The sequence below is a fragment of the Sandaracinaceae bacterium genome (assembly GCA_016706685.1).
Lineage (GTDB): Bacteria > Myxococcota_A > Polyangia > Polyangiales > Houyiibacteriaceae > JADJJE01.
Window position 1 is genome coordinate 272,576 of the sequence record JADJJE010000013.1, and the last position, 15,640, is coordinate 288,215.

Annotated in this window: 14 protein-coding genes and 6 pseudogenes; 16 read left to right on the forward strand and 4 right to left on the reverse strand. The window is 69.9% G+C overall.

What is annotated here, in order from left to right; translation table 11 throughout:
• Position 1: 1 nt before the first annotated feature.
• The gene (locus tag IPI43_17475) at positions 2–712 is read right to left on the reverse strand and encodes a hemerythrin domain-containing protein (protein ID MBK7775896.1); all 711 of its coding nucleotides are present in this window, start codon (positions 710–712) and stop codon (positions 2–4) included.
• Positions 713–797: 85 nt separating this feature from the next.
• Between IPI43_17475 and IPI43_17480 the strand changes: the two genes are divergently transcribed.
• The 10 genes from IPI43_17480 to IPI43_17525 all read left to right on the forward strand — a co-directional run bounded on the left by IPI43_17480 (position 798) and on the right by IPI43_17525 (position 10,519).
• Positions 798–1,517, forward strand: a complete 720-nt coding sequence (locus tag IPI43_17480; GenBank protein ID MBK7775897.1) for a Crp/Fnr family transcriptional regulator — start codon at positions 798–800, stop codon at positions 1,515–1,517.
• Between the two features lie 61 nt (positions 1,518–1,578).
• Entirely contained in the window at positions 1,579–2,304 is a 726-nt protein-coding gene (ric, locus tag IPI43_17485) for an iron-sulfur cluster repair di-iron protein (protein ID MBK7775898.1), read from the forward strand.
• Positions 2,305–2,311: 7 nt separating this feature from the next.
• Positions 2,312–3,016: a c-type cytochrome gene (locus IPI43_17490; protein MBK7775899.1), complete on the forward strand. Its 705-nt coding sequence runs from the start codon at positions 2,312–2,314 to the stop codon at positions 3,014–3,016.
• On the forward strand, positions 3,013–4,422 hold the full coding sequence (locus IPI43_17495) for a cbb3-type cytochrome c oxidase subunit I (GenBank protein MBK7775900.1): 1,410 nt from the start codon (positions 3,013–3,015) through the stop codon (positions 4,420–4,422). Before IPI43_17490 ends, IPI43_17495 begins: the two co-directional genes overlap by 4 nt.
• Entirely contained in the window at positions 4,422–5,189 is a 768-nt protein-coding gene (locus tag IPI43_17500; protein MBK7775901.1) for a CbbQ/NirQ/NorQ/GpvN family protein, read from the forward strand. Before IPI43_17495 ends, IPI43_17500 begins: the two co-directional genes overlap by 1 nt.
• Before the next feature lie 7 nt (positions 5,190–5,196).
• Positions 5,197–7,095, forward strand: coding sequence for a VWA domain-containing protein (locus tag IPI43_17505; protein MBK7775902.1), 1,899 nt, complete (start codon positions 5,197–5,199; stop codon positions 7,093–7,095).
• Positions 7,096–7,156: 61 nt separating this feature from the next.
• Positions 7,157–8,677, forward strand: a complete 1,521-nt coding sequence (gene nirK, locus IPI43_17510; GenBank protein ID MBK7775903.1) for a nitrite reductase, copper-containing — start codon at positions 7,157–7,159, stop codon at positions 8,675–8,677.
• A complete protein-coding gene (locus tag IPI43_17515) occupies positions 8,674–9,453 on the forward strand; it encodes a formylglycine-generating enzyme family protein (GenBank protein MBK7775904.1) in 780 nt (259 codons plus the stop codon). Before nirK ends, IPI43_17515 begins: the two co-directional genes overlap by 4 nt.
• Positions 9,450–10,181: an SCO family protein gene (locus IPI43_17520; GenBank protein MBK7775905.1), complete on the forward strand. Its 732-nt coding sequence runs from the start codon at positions 9,450–9,452 to the stop codon at positions 10,179–10,181. Before IPI43_17515 ends, IPI43_17520 begins: the two co-directional genes overlap by 4 nt.
• Before the next feature lie 11 nt (positions 10,182–10,192).
• On the forward strand, positions 10,193–10,519 hold the full coding sequence (locus tag IPI43_17525; GenBank protein ID MBK7775906.1) for a hypothetical protein: 327 nt from the start codon (positions 10,193–10,195) through the stop codon (positions 10,517–10,519).
• 7 nt (positions 10,520–10,526) lie between these two features.
• Here IPI43_17525 and IPI43_17530 read toward each other — a convergent pair whose 3' ends face one another.
• The 3 genes from IPI43_17530 to IPI43_17540 all read right to left on the reverse strand — a co-directional run bounded on the left by IPI43_17530 (position 10,527) and on the right by IPI43_17540 (position 13,275).
• Complete coding sequence (locus IPI43_17530; GenBank protein ID MBK7775907.1) at positions 10,527–11,015, reverse strand: hypothetical protein; 489 nt, start codon at positions 11,013–11,015, stop codon at positions 10,527–10,529.
• A gap of 92 nt (positions 11,016–11,107) precedes the next feature.
• Positions 11,108–11,497 (reverse strand): hypothetical protein, encoded by a 390-nt coding sequence (locus IPI43_17535; GenBank protein ID MBK7775908.1) that lies wholly within the window; start codon positions 11,495–11,497, stop codon positions 11,108–11,110.
• An 11-nt stretch (positions 11,498–11,508) separates the two neighbouring features.
• Positions 11,509–13,275, reverse strand: coding sequence for a hypothetical protein (locus tag IPI43_17540; GenBank protein ID MBK7775909.1), 1,767 nt, complete (start codon positions 13,273–13,275; stop codon positions 11,509–11,511).
• A gap of 152 nt (positions 13,276–13,427) precedes the next feature.
• On the opposite strand from IPI43_17540, the pseudogene IPI43_17545 reads away from it, so the two are divergent.
• The 6 pseudogenes from IPI43_17545 to IPI43_17570 all read left to right on the forward strand — a co-directional run bounded on the left by IPI43_17545 (position 13,428) and on the right by IPI43_17570 (position 15,581).
• Positions 13,428–14,663: pseudogene (locus IPI43_17545) on the forward strand (putative metal-binding motif-containing protein).
• Positions 14,664–14,783: 120 nt separating this feature from the next.
• Positions 14,784–14,849, forward strand: a pseudogene (locus tag IPI43_17550) (hypothetical protein).
• Positions 14,850–14,873: 24 nt separating this feature from the next.
• Positions 14,874–15,032 (forward strand): annotated as a pseudogene (locus tag IPI43_17555) (hypothetical protein).
• Positions 15,033–15,056: 24 nt separating this feature from the next.
• Positions 15,057–15,215: pseudogene (locus tag IPI43_17560) on the forward strand (hypothetical protein).
• A gap of 24 nt (positions 15,216–15,239) precedes the next feature.
• Positions 15,240–15,398, forward strand: a pseudogene (locus IPI43_17565) (hypothetical protein).
• A gap of 24 nt (positions 15,399–15,422) precedes the next feature.
• Positions 15,423–15,581, forward strand: a pseudogene (locus IPI43_17570) (hypothetical protein).
• Positions 15,582–15,640: the final 59 nt, after the last annotated feature.

The following is a 15,640-nucleotide window of genomic DNA, read 5'->3' on the forward strand; positions in this document are numbered from 1 at the left end:
CTCAAGCGTCGCGCTGCAGCTCCTCTTCGAGGGCCAGCGCCAGGGGGAAGAGCACGCCGTCCTCGAGCAGGACGTGGCGCGTCAGGTCGACGTCGAGCGCGCGCAGCCCGTCGATGAGCTCGCGCCAGGGCTCGTCGGCATCGGCGGGGCAGGCGTAGCCACCCGTGAGCGAGCGAATGGACTCGAGCAGCGAGTCCTCCACCGCGTGCTCGGCGCTCATGATCTGGAGGGGGTGGCGCAGAGAGGCAAAGGGCGCCTGTGGCCGCACACCGCCTGCCTTCGCGGCGGCCTCGAGGGCGAGCAGGAAGGGGAACAGCACCCTCTCCTCGCGGGCGAGGTGCGCCTCGAGCTCGTCGGCCAGCGTCTCGGTGTACTCCGACAGGCGAATGAGCTCCGGCCGGGTACGGCCGTGCAGGCGCGCCACGTCGCCCGCCAGCTCGGCCAGGCGGGGGGCCTCGTGCCGCTCGAAGTCGTGGTGGTCCCGCAGGATGTGCCCAATCAGCGCGCTCACCCCCAGCTCGATGGGGCCGAGCTCGACGGCGCGCCGGAGCTCGCTGACCAGCGCATCCAGCGGGACGTCGTGCCGCTCGCAGAGGTGCCGCAGGGTCTCGTGCCGAAGCGCGCGGGGCAGCGCCTCGGCCAGCAGCGGTGCCCCCGGTCCGCCCACGCGGAGCGTCAGTTCTTCGAGCGTCAGATCGGGGTCGATGACCATGACACTCGAAGGATTGGGCCGTGGCGTGTGGGCCACCATGACATGCGTCATGTGGAGGCAGGGAACCGTGCTAGGGTCGCGCGCGATGTCGCCCCCGCCTCCCCAGAAGGCCGAGACCACGCTCCGCCGCCGGATGCGGGGCTGCCGCTTCTTCTCCGACCTCGACGAGCGCGAGCTGCAGGAACTCGAGCCCACCTGCTCGCTCTCCACGCTGCGGCGCGGGGAGTTCCTCTGGCGGCACGGGGCCGAGTCGCAGAACTTCCACCACATCGTGTCCGGGCTCGTGGAGATCCGGCGCCCCACGCCCTCCGCCGAGGTCACGCTCATGGCGTTCTTCGGGCCCACCGAGTGTCCCGGCGTGCCGGTGGTGCTCGAGCGTCGCCGCTACGGAGCCGACGCCGTGGTGGCCAGCACGCAGGCCGTCATCCTCTCCATCCATGCGGTGTCCCTGATCGAGCGCATGCAGCGCGACCCGCGCGTGGCCAACGCCATGAACCGCACGTTGCTCGCCCAGGTGCGCCTGTTGCACGGCAAGATCGACGTGATGGCCGCGGGGACGGTTGCGCGTCGGCTCGCGCTCTTCTTGTTGAACCTGGCAGACCGCTTCGGCGACGAGCTCGAGGGCGGCGAGACGGTCATCCCCTTCGGGTTGAGCCGTCAGCAGATCGCCACCTATATCGATGCACGCGTGGAGACGGTCATCCGCGCGCTCAGCGTCTGGAAGAAGAGCGGCGTGGTCCTGATCCACCGCGACCGCATCGTCCTGCCCAGCATCGACGCGCTGCGCCAGTCGGTCGCCGGCTGACCTGACACAGATCATACCGGCGCGCTCGGCTTCCCCCCAGGATCGGGGCTGGAGGCTGAACATGACCATTTCATTACAGACGACCATCGGCGAGCTCGCGTCCGCCATCCCCCACGCGGCGCGCGTCTTCGAGGCGCACCGCATCGACTACTGCTGCGGAGGGCGCCGAAACCTCGGCGACGCATGCGCGAAGGTGGGCGTGAACCCCACCACGGTCATCGCCGAGCTCGAAGCGCCTGCGCGCGACGTGGGCGAGCAGATCGACTGGCGCGAGGCGCCTCTCGCTACCCTCGCGCAGCACATCCTGGACGTGCACCACACGTTCATGTGGCAGGAGCTGCCGCGCATCGAACAGCTCATGAAGAAGGTGGCGCGGGTGCACGGGGAAGCGCACCCCGAGCTGCTCGAGATGTCTCCCGTGGTCCTCGGCATGGTGGACGAGCTCAACATGCACCTCCTCAAAGAGGAGCGCGTGCTCTTCCCGTACATCCAGGCGCTGGCTGTGGCGACCGGGCCCGTCTCCGGTCCCTTCGGCACCGTCCTGCACCCCATCAGCATGATGAACGCGGAGCACGAGGACGCGGGCGAGGCGCTCGAGACCATTCATCGGCTCAGCAACCAGCTCCGCGCGCCGGAAGACGCGTGCGGGAGCTACCGCGCGCTGTACGCCGCGCTCGCCGCCGTGGAGCTGGACCTGCACCAGCACATCCACCTCGAGTCCAACGTGCTCTTCCCGCGCGCGCTCGAGCTCGAGCAGATCCTGAACTCCTCTTCGGCTCGAGGTTGACGCCGCCATGCTCTCGAAATCCGCAGCACGCATGTTCTTCCTCGTCGGGACGGGGCTGTGCAGCCTCTCGTTCGTCCTCCTGACGGTGGACACCTTCCGGCAGATCCCGGGCCAGACCAACGAACACCTCCTCACCCCCGAGGCCATCCGCGGCAAGCACCTCTTCGACAGCTCCAATTGCATGGGCTGTCACACCATCCTCGGCGAGGGCGCCTACTACGCCCCCGAGCTCACGCGCGTGCACTCGCGCCGCGGCCCGGAGTTCATCTCCGCCATGCTGCGCGACCCGGAGGCCATGTACCCGGGGCGGCGTCGCATGCAGCAGTACGACTTCACGGACCAGCAGATCAGTGACTTGGTCGCGTTCTTCGAGTGGGTGGACGGCATGGACCTCAACGGGTTCCCCGCTGACCCCCCTCTGGCCGCTCACATGGGGTCCTCTGTGCAGGCGCCCGTAGCAGACGGACGGCCTCCCATCTTCGACCAGATGTGCACGGCCTGCCACGCCGTCGGTGGCCGCGGCGGCACGGTCGGGCCTGCGCTCGACGGCGTCGGCAGCCGCTTCGACCAAGACTATCTGAGCCGCTGGCTGAATGACCCGCAGTCGGTGCGGCCCGGCACGGCCATGCCCGAGTTGCCGCTCACGGACGAGCAGGTCGCCGCGCTCACCACCTATCTCGCCACCCTCCACGACGGAACGAGCGCCCCATGAAATACGAGTCACAGCGCATCGCGTACTGGTTCTTCGCGACCTGCATGCTCCTCTTCGGCCTGCAGATCGTCTACGGCTTCATCATGGCCTTCGCGCACGCGGGCATGGACGGCCTGCACGACATCATCCCCTTCCACACCGCGCGCGCCACGCACACCAACCTGCTGGTCATGTGGAACCTGTGCGGCTTCATGGGGGCGGCCTACTACATCGTCCCCGAGGAGGCCGAGCGTGAGCTCTACTGGCCCAAGCTCGCGGTGGTGCAGCTGGTGGCGTTCGTCGCCGTCGGGGTGACGGCCATCATCGGCTTCCACTTCTCCTGGTGGGAGGGGCGCAAGTTCCTCGAGATCCCGCGGCCACTCGACTACCTGGTGGTGGTCGACGTGCTGCTCTTCATCGCGAACATCGGGATGACCATCCTCAAGGGCAAGCGCATCACCACCACGGCGTCGGTGCTCTTCTTCGGCCTCTTGATGGCCGCGCTGCTCTACCTGCCGGGCATGATCCCCACCGACAACCAGACGGAAGACTCGTACTGGCGCTGGTGGGTGGTGCACCTCTGGGTGGAGGGCGTCTGGGAGCTCATCATGGGCGGCATCCTGGCCTTCCTGCTGATCAAGCTCACGGGCATCGACCGCGAGGTCATCGAGAAGTGGCTCTACGTCATCGTTGGGCTCACGTTCCTCTCGGGCATCCTCGGGACGGGTCACCACTACTACTTCATCGGCACGCCGCGCTACTGGCTGTGGATCGGCGGCGTCTTCAGCGCCCTCGAGCCGCTCGCCTTCCTGGGCATGGCCATGTACGGCATCACCATGGCCAAGAAGGGCGGCCGCAAGCACGCCAACCGCATCGCGCTCGCGTGGACGGTGGGCTGCTGCGTCATGTCGTTCGTGGGCGCTGGCTTCCTCGGGTTTGCTCACACGCTGCCGCAGGTGAACATGTACACGCACGGCACGCTGGTGACCGCGATGCACGGGCACATGGCCTTCTGGGGCGCGTACGCGATGCTGATCCTGGCCATCATCACCTACGCCATGCCGCTGCTGTCCGGGCGCAAGCTCTACGACACCCCGAGCGCCACCGTGGCGTTCTGGGCCTCCAACATCGGCATGATCGCCATGACGCTGGCCTTCGGCGTGGCGGGCGTCACGCAGGTCGTCCTCGAGCGTCGCATGGGCATGGAGTTCCTGGCCGTGCAGGAAGAGGTGGAGGTGCACTTCTGGGGCCTGATCCTCGCCGCCTCGTTGTTCACCGTGGGGGTCACCGCCTTCATCTACAACTTCATCCGCCACGGTCTCCCGAAGGGTGAGGTGCAGGGCGGCGCGCCTGCTCTCGACGCCGACGATGACGAGGGCGCTGGCGCCGCAGCATCGGGAAGCGCGCTGGACGCCGCCGAGGCGTGATGCCGTACTACCGAGCCACCGGTCGCGAGGAGGAGGTCTTCCTCGCGGCCCACGCCGAGCGGCTCCCCGTGCTGCTCAAGGGGCCCACGGGGTGTGGCAAGTCACGCTTCGTGGAGGCCATGGCGCACCGCCTCGAGCGTGAGCTGGTCACGGTGGCGTGCAACGACGAGACCAGCGCGGCGGACCTCCTCGGACGCTGGCTGGTGCGCGGCGGCGACACGGTCTGGCAAGACGGCCCCGTCACCCGCGCGGTCCGCGAGGGGGCCATCCTCTACTTGGACGAAGTGGCGGAGGCGCGCGAGGACGTCATCGTGGTGCTCCACCCGCTCACGGATCACCGCCGCGAGCTGTTCGTGGACCGGCACGCCGAGCAGCTCGTCGCGCCGCCGGAGTTCCAGCTCGTGGCGAGCTTCAACCCGGGCTACCGGCGTGGCCCGAAGGAGCTGAAGCCGTCCACGCGGCAGCGCTTCGTGGGCATCGACTTCACCTACCCAGAGCCGGCGGTGGAGGCCGAGATCGTGGCCCGCGAGGTGGGCATCGAGGCCGCCGTGGCGAAGCGCCTGGTGGGGCTTGCGCGCAAGGTCCGCTCGCTCTCCGAGCTGGGCCTCGCGGAGACGGTCTCCACGCGGCTCCTGGTGAACGCGGCGCGCCTCATCCGCGCTGGCGTGGATCCGCGCGTCGCGTGCGTGCACACCGTGGTGGCACCCCTGACAGACGACCCGGAGGTCGCAGGCGCGCTCCGGGACATCGTCCACTTGGTGTTCTGAGAGGCGCATGGCCTGGGACGAGGCGCTCTTCGGCTGGCTCTACGACGCGGTGCGAAAGCGCCGTGGCGCCTTGCCGTCGAAGGAGGAGCTGCTGCGCGAGGCGCGCCTCGAGCCCTTGGTGCCGCGCCTGCGGCTCTTGGCGAGCGCGCTGGGTGAACGCTCGCTCGAGGTGCGCGAGGCCGAGGGCGACGGGTCCTTCCGCGACGACGTCATCTTTCTGCCGTCGAGGATGGACTGGGCATCGGACCCCGAGCGCAACGAGCTGGCCTACGTGGTCCGCGTGGCCTTCGTGACCACCGCGATGCGCTGCGCGCCCGTGTCGCTGCCCGAGGACGCGGACTCCGACGAGCGTGCGATCGCCGCCGTGGCCGTGGCCGACGTGGTGCTGCGTGTGCTGCAGGAAGAGCTCCCTGTCGCGGCCGAGGGCTGCGTGGCGCTGGGCGCCGAGGCGCTCGCTGGGCGCGTCGGGGTGCTGGACTCGCGCCAGGGTGCGCTCGACACGTGGGCAGCGGCGCGCCTCGGGCTGCCGCTGACAGAAGACGCGCGAACCTTCGCAGCGCACGCCGACGCGCTGCTGTGGCCCGAGCAGCTGGCCCTGTTCAAGGCCCTCCCCGGGCCGCTGCGCAGCTTCCCGCTGTTCGGTGGGCTGGGCTCGCAGAGCAGCAGCCTGCGTGCGGGCGCGCGCGGCCCCGCCAGCCAGGACGCGCTCCCGAGCGGCACCGAGGTGAAGGGCAGGGCGGTGGAGCACATCACGCGGGTGGAGCTGCCCGACGTGCCGGACGAGGTGAACCCCCTGGTGCACTCCTTCGAGAAGGTGCACACGGCCGAGACCTACACGGGTGGGATGAAGCAGCTCGATGGAGACGACCAGCTGGCCGATCACGCCCAGGCGCTCGAGGAGCTGGACCTGCGCGAGGTGGTCCGGAGCGCCGAGCGGGCGCGCTCGCTGCTGCGCGTGGACGTGATGCTGGAGGGTGGCGCGGGAGACGTGGCGGACGGCGCGGCTTCGCGCGGGATCCCGTATCCCGAGTGGGACGAGCGTCGGCGCAGCTACCGCGAGGGGTGGTGTCATGTGCAGGCGGGGCGCGTGCGCCGGCGCGTGGCCGCCGCGGCCGCCGAGCAGCAAATGGCCGCGCGCCTGCTCCCGCTCCGCAGGGAGGTGGAGGCCGTGCGCGCCGAGCTCGAGCAGCTCGAGGTGTCACGCCGGTGGCGCTCGCGGCAGCTCGACGGAAGCGAGATCGACGAGGACGCCATGGTGGACCGGCACGCCTGCCTCGCGGCCCGCACCACGCCGCCGGACCGTCTCAACCGGCAGCGCCGGCGCAGCGCACCCACGCTGGCGGCGCTCTTGCTGGTGGACAGCAGCCTCTCCACCGACGGCTGGGTGGACGACACGCGCGTGCTCGAGCTCGAGATCGACGCGGCGCTGGTGCTGGGGGAGGCACTCGCCTCGTTCGACATCGAGCTGGGCGTCGCGGCGTTCCACAGCCACACCCGAACGGACTGTCGCTTCGACGTGGTGAAGGGCTTTCAGGAGCCGTGGCGGGCTGCGCGCCATCGCCTCGCGAGCGTCGAGCCCGAGGGCTACACGCGCATCGGGCCCGCCGTCCGGCACGCTACGGAGCTGCTCTCCCGCACCAAGGCGCAGCGGCGCCTGTTGCTGCTCCTCACGGACGGAAAGCCTAATGACTACGACCGCTACGAGGGCCGGCATGGCGTAGCGGACGTGCGGCAGGCCATCCGCGAGGCGGACGCCAAGCGTGTCCACGTGCACGCCTTCGCCATCGACCACGAGGCGCGCTTCCACCTTCCGCAGATGCTGGGGGGTGGCCGCTACAGCTTCTTGAAGCACCCCCGCGGTCTATCGGCGACGCTGGGCGAAGTCTTGGTGGCCGCGCAGCGCTGACCTGACGCAGATCATACTGCGGCCGCCCGCCGAGGCCTACGTTCGCAGCAGGAGAAAGCCGATGCGAACCACGACCTACACGAGACTGGGTGTCATCCTCGCGCTGTGTGCAGGTGTCCTTGCGTGCTCGGAGGCAGCCCCTGCCGACGAAGCCACGGAGACACCCACGCCTGCCGTCGACCCGGAGGCCCTCCCGGCCCCGGTGGAGCGGGTGGACCCCGCGTCGCTGACCGAGATCGTGGCCCAGCTCGGTGTGCCCCCCATGGCGGCGCCTCCCACCGGCCGCACCAGCCCGGCTCGCGTCTCGGTGACGCTCGAAGTGCGCGAGGAGACGCGCGAGATCGCCGACGGCGCCACGTTCAACTTCTGGACCTTCGGCGGCACCGTGCCGGGCCCCATGATCCGCGTTCGTCGCGGTGACTACGTGGAGATGCACCTGGCGAACCACCCGGACAACACGATGCCGCACAACATCGACCTGCACGCGGTCACGGGCCCCGGCGGCGGTGCCACCAGCTCGTTCACGGCGCCCGGCCACCAGACGCAGTTCTCGTTCCAGGCCTTGAACGCAGGCGTCTACGTCTACCACTGCGCCACGGCGCCGGTGGGCATGCACGTGGCCAACGGCATGTACGGTCTGATCGTGGTGGAGCCCGAAGAGGGCTTCCCCGAGGTGGACCACGAGTACTACGTGATGCAGGGCGACTTCTACACCACGGGCAACTACCGCGCGGCGGGCCTGCAGCCGTTCGATATGCAGCGCGCCATCGACGAGAACCCCTCGTACGTCATCTTCAACGGCCGCGACGGTGCGCTGGTGGGCGAGGGCGCTCTGACCGCCAACGTGGGCGAGAACGTCCGCATCTTCTTCGGCAACGGCGGCCCCAACCTGATCAGCTCGTTCCACGTCATCGGCGAGATCTTCGACCGCGTGTGGCTCGAGGGCGGCACGCGCACCTCGCGCGACGTGCAGACCACGCTGGTGCCGGCAGGCGGCGCGTCGGTGGTGGACTTCGGCGTGCAGGTGCCGGGCACGTACATCCTGGTGGACCACTCGCTGCTGCGCGCTTTCAACAAGGGCGCGCTCGGCATGCTGCGCGTGACCGGCGACGACCAACCCACGGTCTACTCTGGCCAAGAGGTGGACGAGGTGTACCTCGGCGACCAGGCGCCCGAGGTGGTGGCCGCGCTGGCCGCCGCGCCCGAGGGACAAGAGCCCCTGGCCGTGCGCATGAGCCGCGGTGAAGCCACCTACCGTGGCGTCTGCGCGGCCTGCCACCAGCGCACGGGCGAGGGCCTGCAAGGGGTCTTCCCGCCGCTGGCCGCCAGCGACTACCTGCGACGCCCCGAGTCGGAGCTCGCCACCGTCGTGCTCGCTGGGCTCTCGGGTCCCATCACGGTCAGCGGTCGCCCGTACAACGGCGTCATGCCAGCCTTCGCGAACTTGACGGACCACGAGATCGCGGACGTCCTCACGTACGTGCGCGCCAGCATGGGCAACCGCCTGCCGCCCGTCAGCAACGAGGTCGTGGCCACCGCTCGCCGGGACATGCCGCGCCCCGTGGAAGGCGCGCATCCATGAAGAACGGCCTCGCGTGGACCAGCATCATGCTCGGGCTCGTCGGCAGCGTGGCGCTCGCGAGCGCTGCGCAGGCCACGGGGACGCCGCTGGTGCCCATCGCCGAGGCCGTGGTCTTCCCATTCTACGGGCGTGGCACGGCGACCGAGGCGGTGCTGGTGCCCGCCTTCGAGATCGAGCGGACGCCGGTCACCAACGCCCAGTTCCTCTCCTTCGTGAGAAGCGCGCCGCGCTGGCAGCGGGGCACCACGCCGCTGCTCTTCGCGGACGAGAGCTACCTTGCGCACTGGGGCGGCACGCTGGACCTCGGGGACGCCGACCCGCGCCAGCCGGTCACGCACGTCTCGTGGTTTGCGGCCCGTGCCTACTGTTCCTCGCTCGGGCGAAGGCTGCCCAGCGAGCACGAGTGGGAGCTGGTGGCCCAGGCTGACGAGACGCGCCTCGACGCGAGCCGTGACCCCGCCTTTGTGGCCCGCATCCTCGCCTGGTACGGCACCCCGCGCGGCACCCTGGCACGCGTGGGCGCGGCACCCGCCAACCGCCACGGCGTGCACGACATGCACGGCCTCGTGTGGGAGTGGGTGCTCGACTTCAACGCCGCCATGGTGGACTCCGACAACCGCGAGCGAGGCGACGGCGAGAGCTCGCAGTTCTGTGGTGGCGGCAGCGTCTCGGCGCGCGACGCCGCCGACTATGCCGCGTTCATGCGCTACGCGTTTCGCTCCAGCCTGCGCGCTTCCTACACGGTCCCGAACCTGGGCTTCCGGTGCGCGCGATGAAGGAACCTTCCATGATCAAGATGAACCCCGCAATACTGCTCTTGCTCCTCGTCGGCTGCGGCGGCCAGGAGAGCGAGCATGCTGGCCACGACGACCACGAGGCGCACCCCGCTGCGCAAGTGGCCAGCGGGGAGGGCGAACCGAGTGAGCACGCGGAGCACGAGGCCCACGAGCATACGGCGCTGGCCGCCACCGAAGGGATGGACCGTCAAGCGACGCTGCATGACCTCGACGCGGTGTTCACGGACGCCTCGGGCGCGAGCGTGCGCCTCCGGGACCTGAGCGGGGCGCCCGCGCTGGTCACCATGTTCTACGGGAGCTGCACCACCATCTGCCCGCTCATCCTGACTGACCTCGCGCGCATCGCAGAAGAGGTGGGGGACCCGAGCCTGCGCGTCGTGGCCGCTACCTTCGACCCCGAGCGCGACACCGCCGAGCGCCTGGGCGCCATCACCCGCGAGCGTGGCCTCGACCCTGCGCGCTTCCGCCTGGTGCGGGGCGACGAAGAGGGCACGCGTGACCTCGCCATGGCGCTGGGCATCCAGTACCGCCGGCTCCCCAACGGCGAGTTCGCACATAGCGCGCTCATCACCCTGATCGACGCGGAAGGTCACGTCGTGACCCGCCACGAAGGGGTGGGGCAGCCGCTGCACACCATCATCGCGCAAGCGCGCGCGCTCACCCCAGCTCCGGCGCCAGCTGCTGGCGCCAACACCGTCACCCCTTGAAGGAACCCAGCATGTCCACGAACCAGCCCGCCCGTCTCTCTCGTCGCGTCTTCCTCGCCCGCGTCACCGCGTCCGGAGCCGCCCTCGGTGCCCTCGGCGTGCTCGGCTGCGGCGGCAGCGAGCCCGAGGTCCTCACCTGCACCGGCGCCGTCGAGCCCACGGCGCAGGCCACCCGCTCGGCCCTGCACTACGTCGACGCGTCGGCCGACCCGAGCAAGCTGTGCGTCAACTGTGCGCTCTATCAGGGCAACGCCGCTGCCTGTGGCACGTGCGGCGCGGTGCCCGGCCCGATTCACCCGCAGGGCACCTGCGACGCCTTCGCGCCCAAGCCCGCCTGACACGCTCTCAGTGCAGCACTTCGCCGGCGTTCACCTGCGCAGCATGCGCGTCGGCGCGCTCGTCCGGCACGTCTAGGCGCTGCAGCTTCACCACCACTGTGGTGTCCACGGCGTTGCCCTGCTCGGGCAGCGTGAAGCTGCCGTCCACCCAGCGTGGGATGAACAGCAGCGCCTGCGCCGTGCCTTGGTAGCCCAGCTGCACCAACATGCCGGGCGCGTACGCCACGCACTGCTTCGCGCAGCAGTGGAATGCCTCGCGCACCACGTAGAGGCCTTCGGGTGCCAGCGGCTCGAGCGCGCTCGCGTCGGTGTGGTCGGGCAGGGTGGTGCCCGCCGCCTGGAAGTGCGCGCGGTTCTGCTTCCAGGCCGCCGGCAGGTACACCCCGGGCCCCGGGGTGCCGTGGTTGTGGAAGTACACCAGGCGCCCCTCGGGCACGGAGCCGATGGGGCGGATGGTCTTGTAGAGGCCGCAGGGAGGCAGCTTGGCGTCGCTCATGCGAAGCACTGTAGCAGCCCGCGGAGGGACCCTCCCGGCTCAGTGCCGTGCGGGGTCGAGCAGCGCTTCGAGCACGTCGAACGAGCCAGCGACTAAACCGGCTCACCGGCGAGGCGTGCGTGTGCCCAGCGGAGTGCATCGGTGCGCCGTTCGTGGACGGAGTGGGGGTACGGTGTGGAGATCATCCACCACACGCCGGTGACGATGGTGCGCGCGACCGGCGACTCGGTGACGAAGCACGCGCCGAGGCAGCGCTTGGCGTGCATCGTTCCCGATCGTTCGACCCAGGTCGTCAGCTGCCGTCGAAGCGCGGCGTTGAGGCCAGGCACGCCCCGCGACTCGTGGTAGATCACGTAGCGCGCGACCAGCTCGACCATCGCGTCGTGACGCTCGGTGAAGCGGGCGACGTCTTCCGCCGTGATCTCCTCCGGCCAGACCACCCGCAGGAGACCGGGTTCAGACCATTCGAGCTTGATCTCCATGGGCGGCGGGTCTAGCCCGCATTGGGGACGCATCCAAGGCGAGCGCTGCGAATCGCGCGAGCACGGCGCCTCGCGAGCACCACGCCCACCATGAACGCGATGAGCGCCGGCCATGCGGGGCCGTCCGATGGGACGCCCACGGCGCAGGCGCCGCCACCCAGCCCTCCCGGGCCGTCCACGCCGCCGTCTGGCTGCTCACACCCCAGGACCTCGGTGTAGACGCAGCGATTGTCCATCCCGCAGGTAGTCGTCTCGCATGGGCCACGCGCTGCGCAGTCACCGCTGCTGTGGCAGCAGCCAGGAATGGGCTGTGGGTCGCAGCCCCCCGCGGCGTCGCAGGTGTCCACGGTGCAGACGTCGCCGTCGTCGCACGCCACAGGTGCACACGCACCGAAGGAGCACGCGGCGGGTCCGGAGCACACTCCTGTGTCCGTCACGGAGCACGTCTCACCGTTGGCGGCGCGCGCGTCTGCCGGGCAGGCGGGCGACGCGCCGTCGCACTGCTCGGGCTGATCGCACTGCACCGATACTGCGTCGCGGCACGAGATGCCGGCGGCCGCGACTTGGTCTTCTGGGCAGGTGGGCTCGAGCCCGTCACAGTGGTCCTCCACATCACAGACGGACTCGGCTGCACGGCACGGAGCACCTGCCTCCGAGACCTCGTCCGGTGGGCACTGCGCGCTCGCGCCATCGCACGCCTCAGCCTGGTCACACACGCTCTGCGGAGGCCGGCAGACCGTGCCCTCGGTCGCCAGAGCGTCTTCGGGGCACTGCGCGCTCAGACCGTCGCATGCCTCCGCCGCGTCGCACAAGGTGGCTGGCCCGCGGCAGACGGTACCCTCGGGCGAGCGCACGTTGGGTGGGCAGCCGGCCGAGACCCCGTCGCAGAAGTCGGTGGGATCACAGGGGCCCGTGCCAAACCGGCAGAGCCGGGTGCTGGCGTGCACGCCGTCCGCGGGGCACGTGCGGGACACCCCGTCGCACAGCTCTGCGGCGTCGCACAGGTCTCGGGCGCTGCGGCAGGTCGCGCCGGCGGACAAGGCGCGGCACATGCCCGTCTCCGGTGCGCCAGCGCCCCAGTTGCAGAACGCGCAGCGCTCGCCCGTGGTGCGGTCGCAGGCCGACTCGCAACACACACCATCGGTGCAAAAGCCCGTGCCACACTCGTCGTCCACCAAGCACGCCTCACCCCGCTGGCCGATGATGGTGAACTGGCTCGGCAGGGGGGCGCCCTGCGCCCAGTTCGTCGGCGCCCTCAGCGCAGCTCGCAGCTCCGCACGTGACCCCGTGGTGGGACCGACGTACGCCCACGCTCCCCCCGTCGGTAGTGCGATGGAGTGGCTCGCCATGCCGTCGGGCAGCGCGGAGGTGGAGTCCGACATGACGTCGAGCTGAAACCCGCCCCCCGTGTGAAACACGTCCAGCAGTGGCCCCGTCGGTGTCCCATTCGGTGCGATCGAGCCGCGCAGCAGGATGAGTTGGTCTCCTGCAGGGTCAATGACCATGCCACTCGAGCCCGGCTGGAGCGCAATCTGGATGACGACCCCTGCCCGCACGATCAGGGGCTGCGAGACGTGCACTGTCTGCCCTTCTCCAGCCCGAAACCCCCCACCCGCCAGCCATCCCCGGTCGGTCAGCACCACCGAGTCGCCCTCGTGGAGCTCCACCAGCCCGAGCAGCGCCACCGTGGGCGTGGCCCCGCCCGTGACGCCCACCACGAAGATGTCACCGGCCTCGAGCGGCGCGTGGGCGGCCACAGGGCTGGCCCGCGACGACACGACCCAAGCAAACGCCGCCAGCAATGCTGTGGAAACAGAAAATCTTGTTCGAGGTGGAATTAGCTTGGACCGAGTCGGCATGGTGCGTTACTTTTCTGCGTACAAATCTAGCACAGCTCGGACACAACCCCGCCGGCTGATTCGGAGTAGTGATGAGAATACTGAATTTCTTCAGCGCCATTGTGGCGTTCGCCCTGTGCCTCGGCGCCGCCCAGAGCGCAGAGGCTAGTCACTTCCGGTACGGAACCATTCAGTGGCGGTTGCCTGACCCCGTCGGGATGCCTCGCACGGTCGAGTTCACTGTGGACGCCGCCTGGCGGTCCGACTTCATTGGAAACGAGACCCTCAACTTCGGTGACGCCACCACCGGCGCGCTGAACTTCACCACCGGCACCAACATCGGCTCGGGCGTCGACCAGGCGGGCGAGACCTACGCGGTGCGCCGCGTCGTGCTCACGCACACCTACGCCGCGGACGGGCAGTTCACCGCATTCTTCGCGAGCTGCTGCCGAGTGGGCAGCCTCTCCGGCGGCTCGGCCAACGGCAACTATCGCGTGGAGGCCAGAGTGGCCGTCGGGGGCGGCAACACCGGCGGCCCCACCACCGGCGCGCTCCCCATCATCCAGATGCAGCGCGGCCAGGTGGAGAACTTCTCGTTCAACATGTTCGACCCGGACGGCGACACCATCACCTGCCGCTTCGCGTTGGCCGCCGAGACGGGCATCACCGATCCCATCCCGACCGTGGGCGGGAACGACCCCGTCATCACGGGCACCACGGGCAACAGCTGCGATTTCCAGTGGAACCTCGCAGGAGCCGTGGCGGCTGACGACGGCGACAAGTACGTGATGCACTTCATCATGGAGTCCGTGCACGCCGGCCAGACGAGCAAGACCGCCGTGGACCTCATCGTGGAGATCATCGGGCCGAGCGTGGCCGTGCCCAGCTGTGCGAGCGACGCGAGCCTGACCATCCTCCCGGGGGCGAGTGGCTCCCACACGATGACCCTCACGGGCACCGGCACGCTCACCGTGGGTGTGGTCGGCCTCCCGCCGGGTGCCACGCTCTCGCCGGCCGCAGGGTCGACGGTGGCGTCGGGCGCCTCCGTGACCTTCAACTGGAGCCCCACGCTCATGCAGACGGGCTCGCAGACCGTGCTGGTGAACGTCACCAACAGCGCCAACATCACCCGCAGCTGCGTGGTCGATGTGCAGGTCCCCATCTGCGCGGACTTTGGCACGGCCTGCACCGTCGGGGTGGGGCAGTGCGCGGTCACCAACGTGCGCGTGTGCACCGGCATCGGCCTGTCCACCTGTGACGCCGTGGCGGGTATGCCCGTCGCCGAGCTCTGCGACGGCCTCGACAACGACTGCAACGGGACGAACGACAACGGGTTCAACGTGGGCGCGTCCTGCAACGGCACCACCGGCGTCTGCGCCGCCGCCACGGGCGTGTTGCAGTGCAACGGGTTGGCCGGGACCATCTGCAGCGTGGACCCGGGTGGCAGCATGCCGGCGGTCACCGCCGAGATCTGTGATGGGCTCGACAACAACTGCAACGGCACAACCGACGACGGCTTCAACATCGGCGCCGCCTGCATGGGGACACTCGGGGTCTGCGCCGCCACCGTGGGCGCGATCGAGTGCGACGGACCGGGTGCGACCATCTGCAGCGTGGACCCGGATGGCAGCACGCCTGCGGTCACCGCCGAGACGTGCGATGCCGCGGACAACAACTGCAACGGCGTCATCGACGACGGCTTCAACGTGGGCGGCTCGTGCATGGGCACCACCGGCGTCTGCGCGCTGGCGACCGGCGCGATCGAGTGCACCCTGATGGGCACTGCCATGTGCAGCGTGAACCCGGGCGGCAGCATGTCGGCGGCCACGGCGGAGACGTGCGACGGCGCGGACAACAACTGCAACGGCAGCAGCGACGAGGGCTTCAACGTGGGCAGCTCGTGCATGGGCACCACCGGCGTGTGTGCCCAGGCGACGGGCGCGGTCGAGTGCAACGGCACTGGCGGCGCGATGTGCAGCGTGAACCCGGGCGGCAGCATGTCGGCGGCCACGGCGGAGACGTGCGACGGCGCGGACAACAACTGCAACGGCAGCAGCGACGAGGGCTTCAACGTGGGCAGCTCGTGCATGGGCACCACCGGCGTGTGTGCTCAGGCGACGGGCGCGGTCGAGTGCAACGGCATGGGTGCTGCGATGTGCAGCGTGAACCCGGGCGGCAGCATGTCGGCGGTCACCACCGAGACGTGCGACGGCGCGGACAACAACTGCAACGGCAGCAGCGACGAGGGCTTCAACGTGGGCACCTCGTGCATGGGCACCACCGGCGTGTGCGCTCAGGCGACGGG

Coding starts and splice junctions, on each gene's coding strand:
- IPI43_17515 (MBK7775904.1), top strand. CDS start 8,674: ATGAAGAACGGCCTCGCGTGGACCAGCATCATGCTCGGGCTCGTCGGC.
- IPI43_17525 (MBK7775906.1), top strand. CDS start 10,193: ATGTCCACGAACCAGCCCGCCCGTCTCTCTCGTCGCGTCTTCCTCGCC.
- IPI43_17505 (MBK7775902.1), top strand. CDS start 5,197: ATGGCCTGGGACGAGGCGCTCTTCGGCTGGCTCTACGACGCGGTGCGA.
- IPI43_17530 (MBK7775907.1), bottom strand. CDS start 11,015: ATGAGCGACGCCAAGCTGCCTCCCTGCGGCCTCTACAAGACCATCCGC.
- nirK (MBK7775903.1), top strand. CDS start 7,157: ATGCGAACCACGACCTACACGAGACTGGGTGTCATCCTCGCGCTGTGT.
- IPI43_17495 (MBK7775900.1), top strand. CDS start 3,013: ATGAAATACGAGTCACAGCGCATCGCGTACTGGTTCTTCGCGACCTGC.
- IPI43_17520 (MBK7775905.1), top strand. CDS start 9,450: ATGAAGGAACCTTCCATGATCAAGATGAACCCCGCAATACTGCTCTTG.
- ric (MBK7775898.1), top strand. CDS start 1,579: ATGACCATTTCATTACAGACGACCATCGGCGAGCTCGCGTCCGCCATC.
- IPI43_17535 (MBK7775908.1), bottom strand. CDS start 11,497: ATGGAGATCAAGCTCGAATGGTCTGAACCCGGTCTCCTGCGGGTGGTC.
- IPI43_17500 (MBK7775901.1), top strand. CDS start 4,422: ATGCCGTACTACCGAGCCACCGGTCGCGAGGAGGAGGTCTTCCTCGCG.
- IPI43_17475 (MBK7775896.1), bottom strand. CDS start 712: ATGGTCATCGACCCCGATCTGACGCTCGAAGAACTGACGCTCCGCGTG.
- IPI43_17490 (MBK7775899.1), top strand. CDS start 2,312: ATGCTCTCGAAATCCGCAGCACGCATGTTCTTCCTCGTCGGGACGGGG.
- IPI43_17480 (MBK7775897.1), top strand. CDS start 798: ATGTCGCCCCCGCCTCCCCAGAAGGCCGAGACCACGCTCCGCCGCCGG.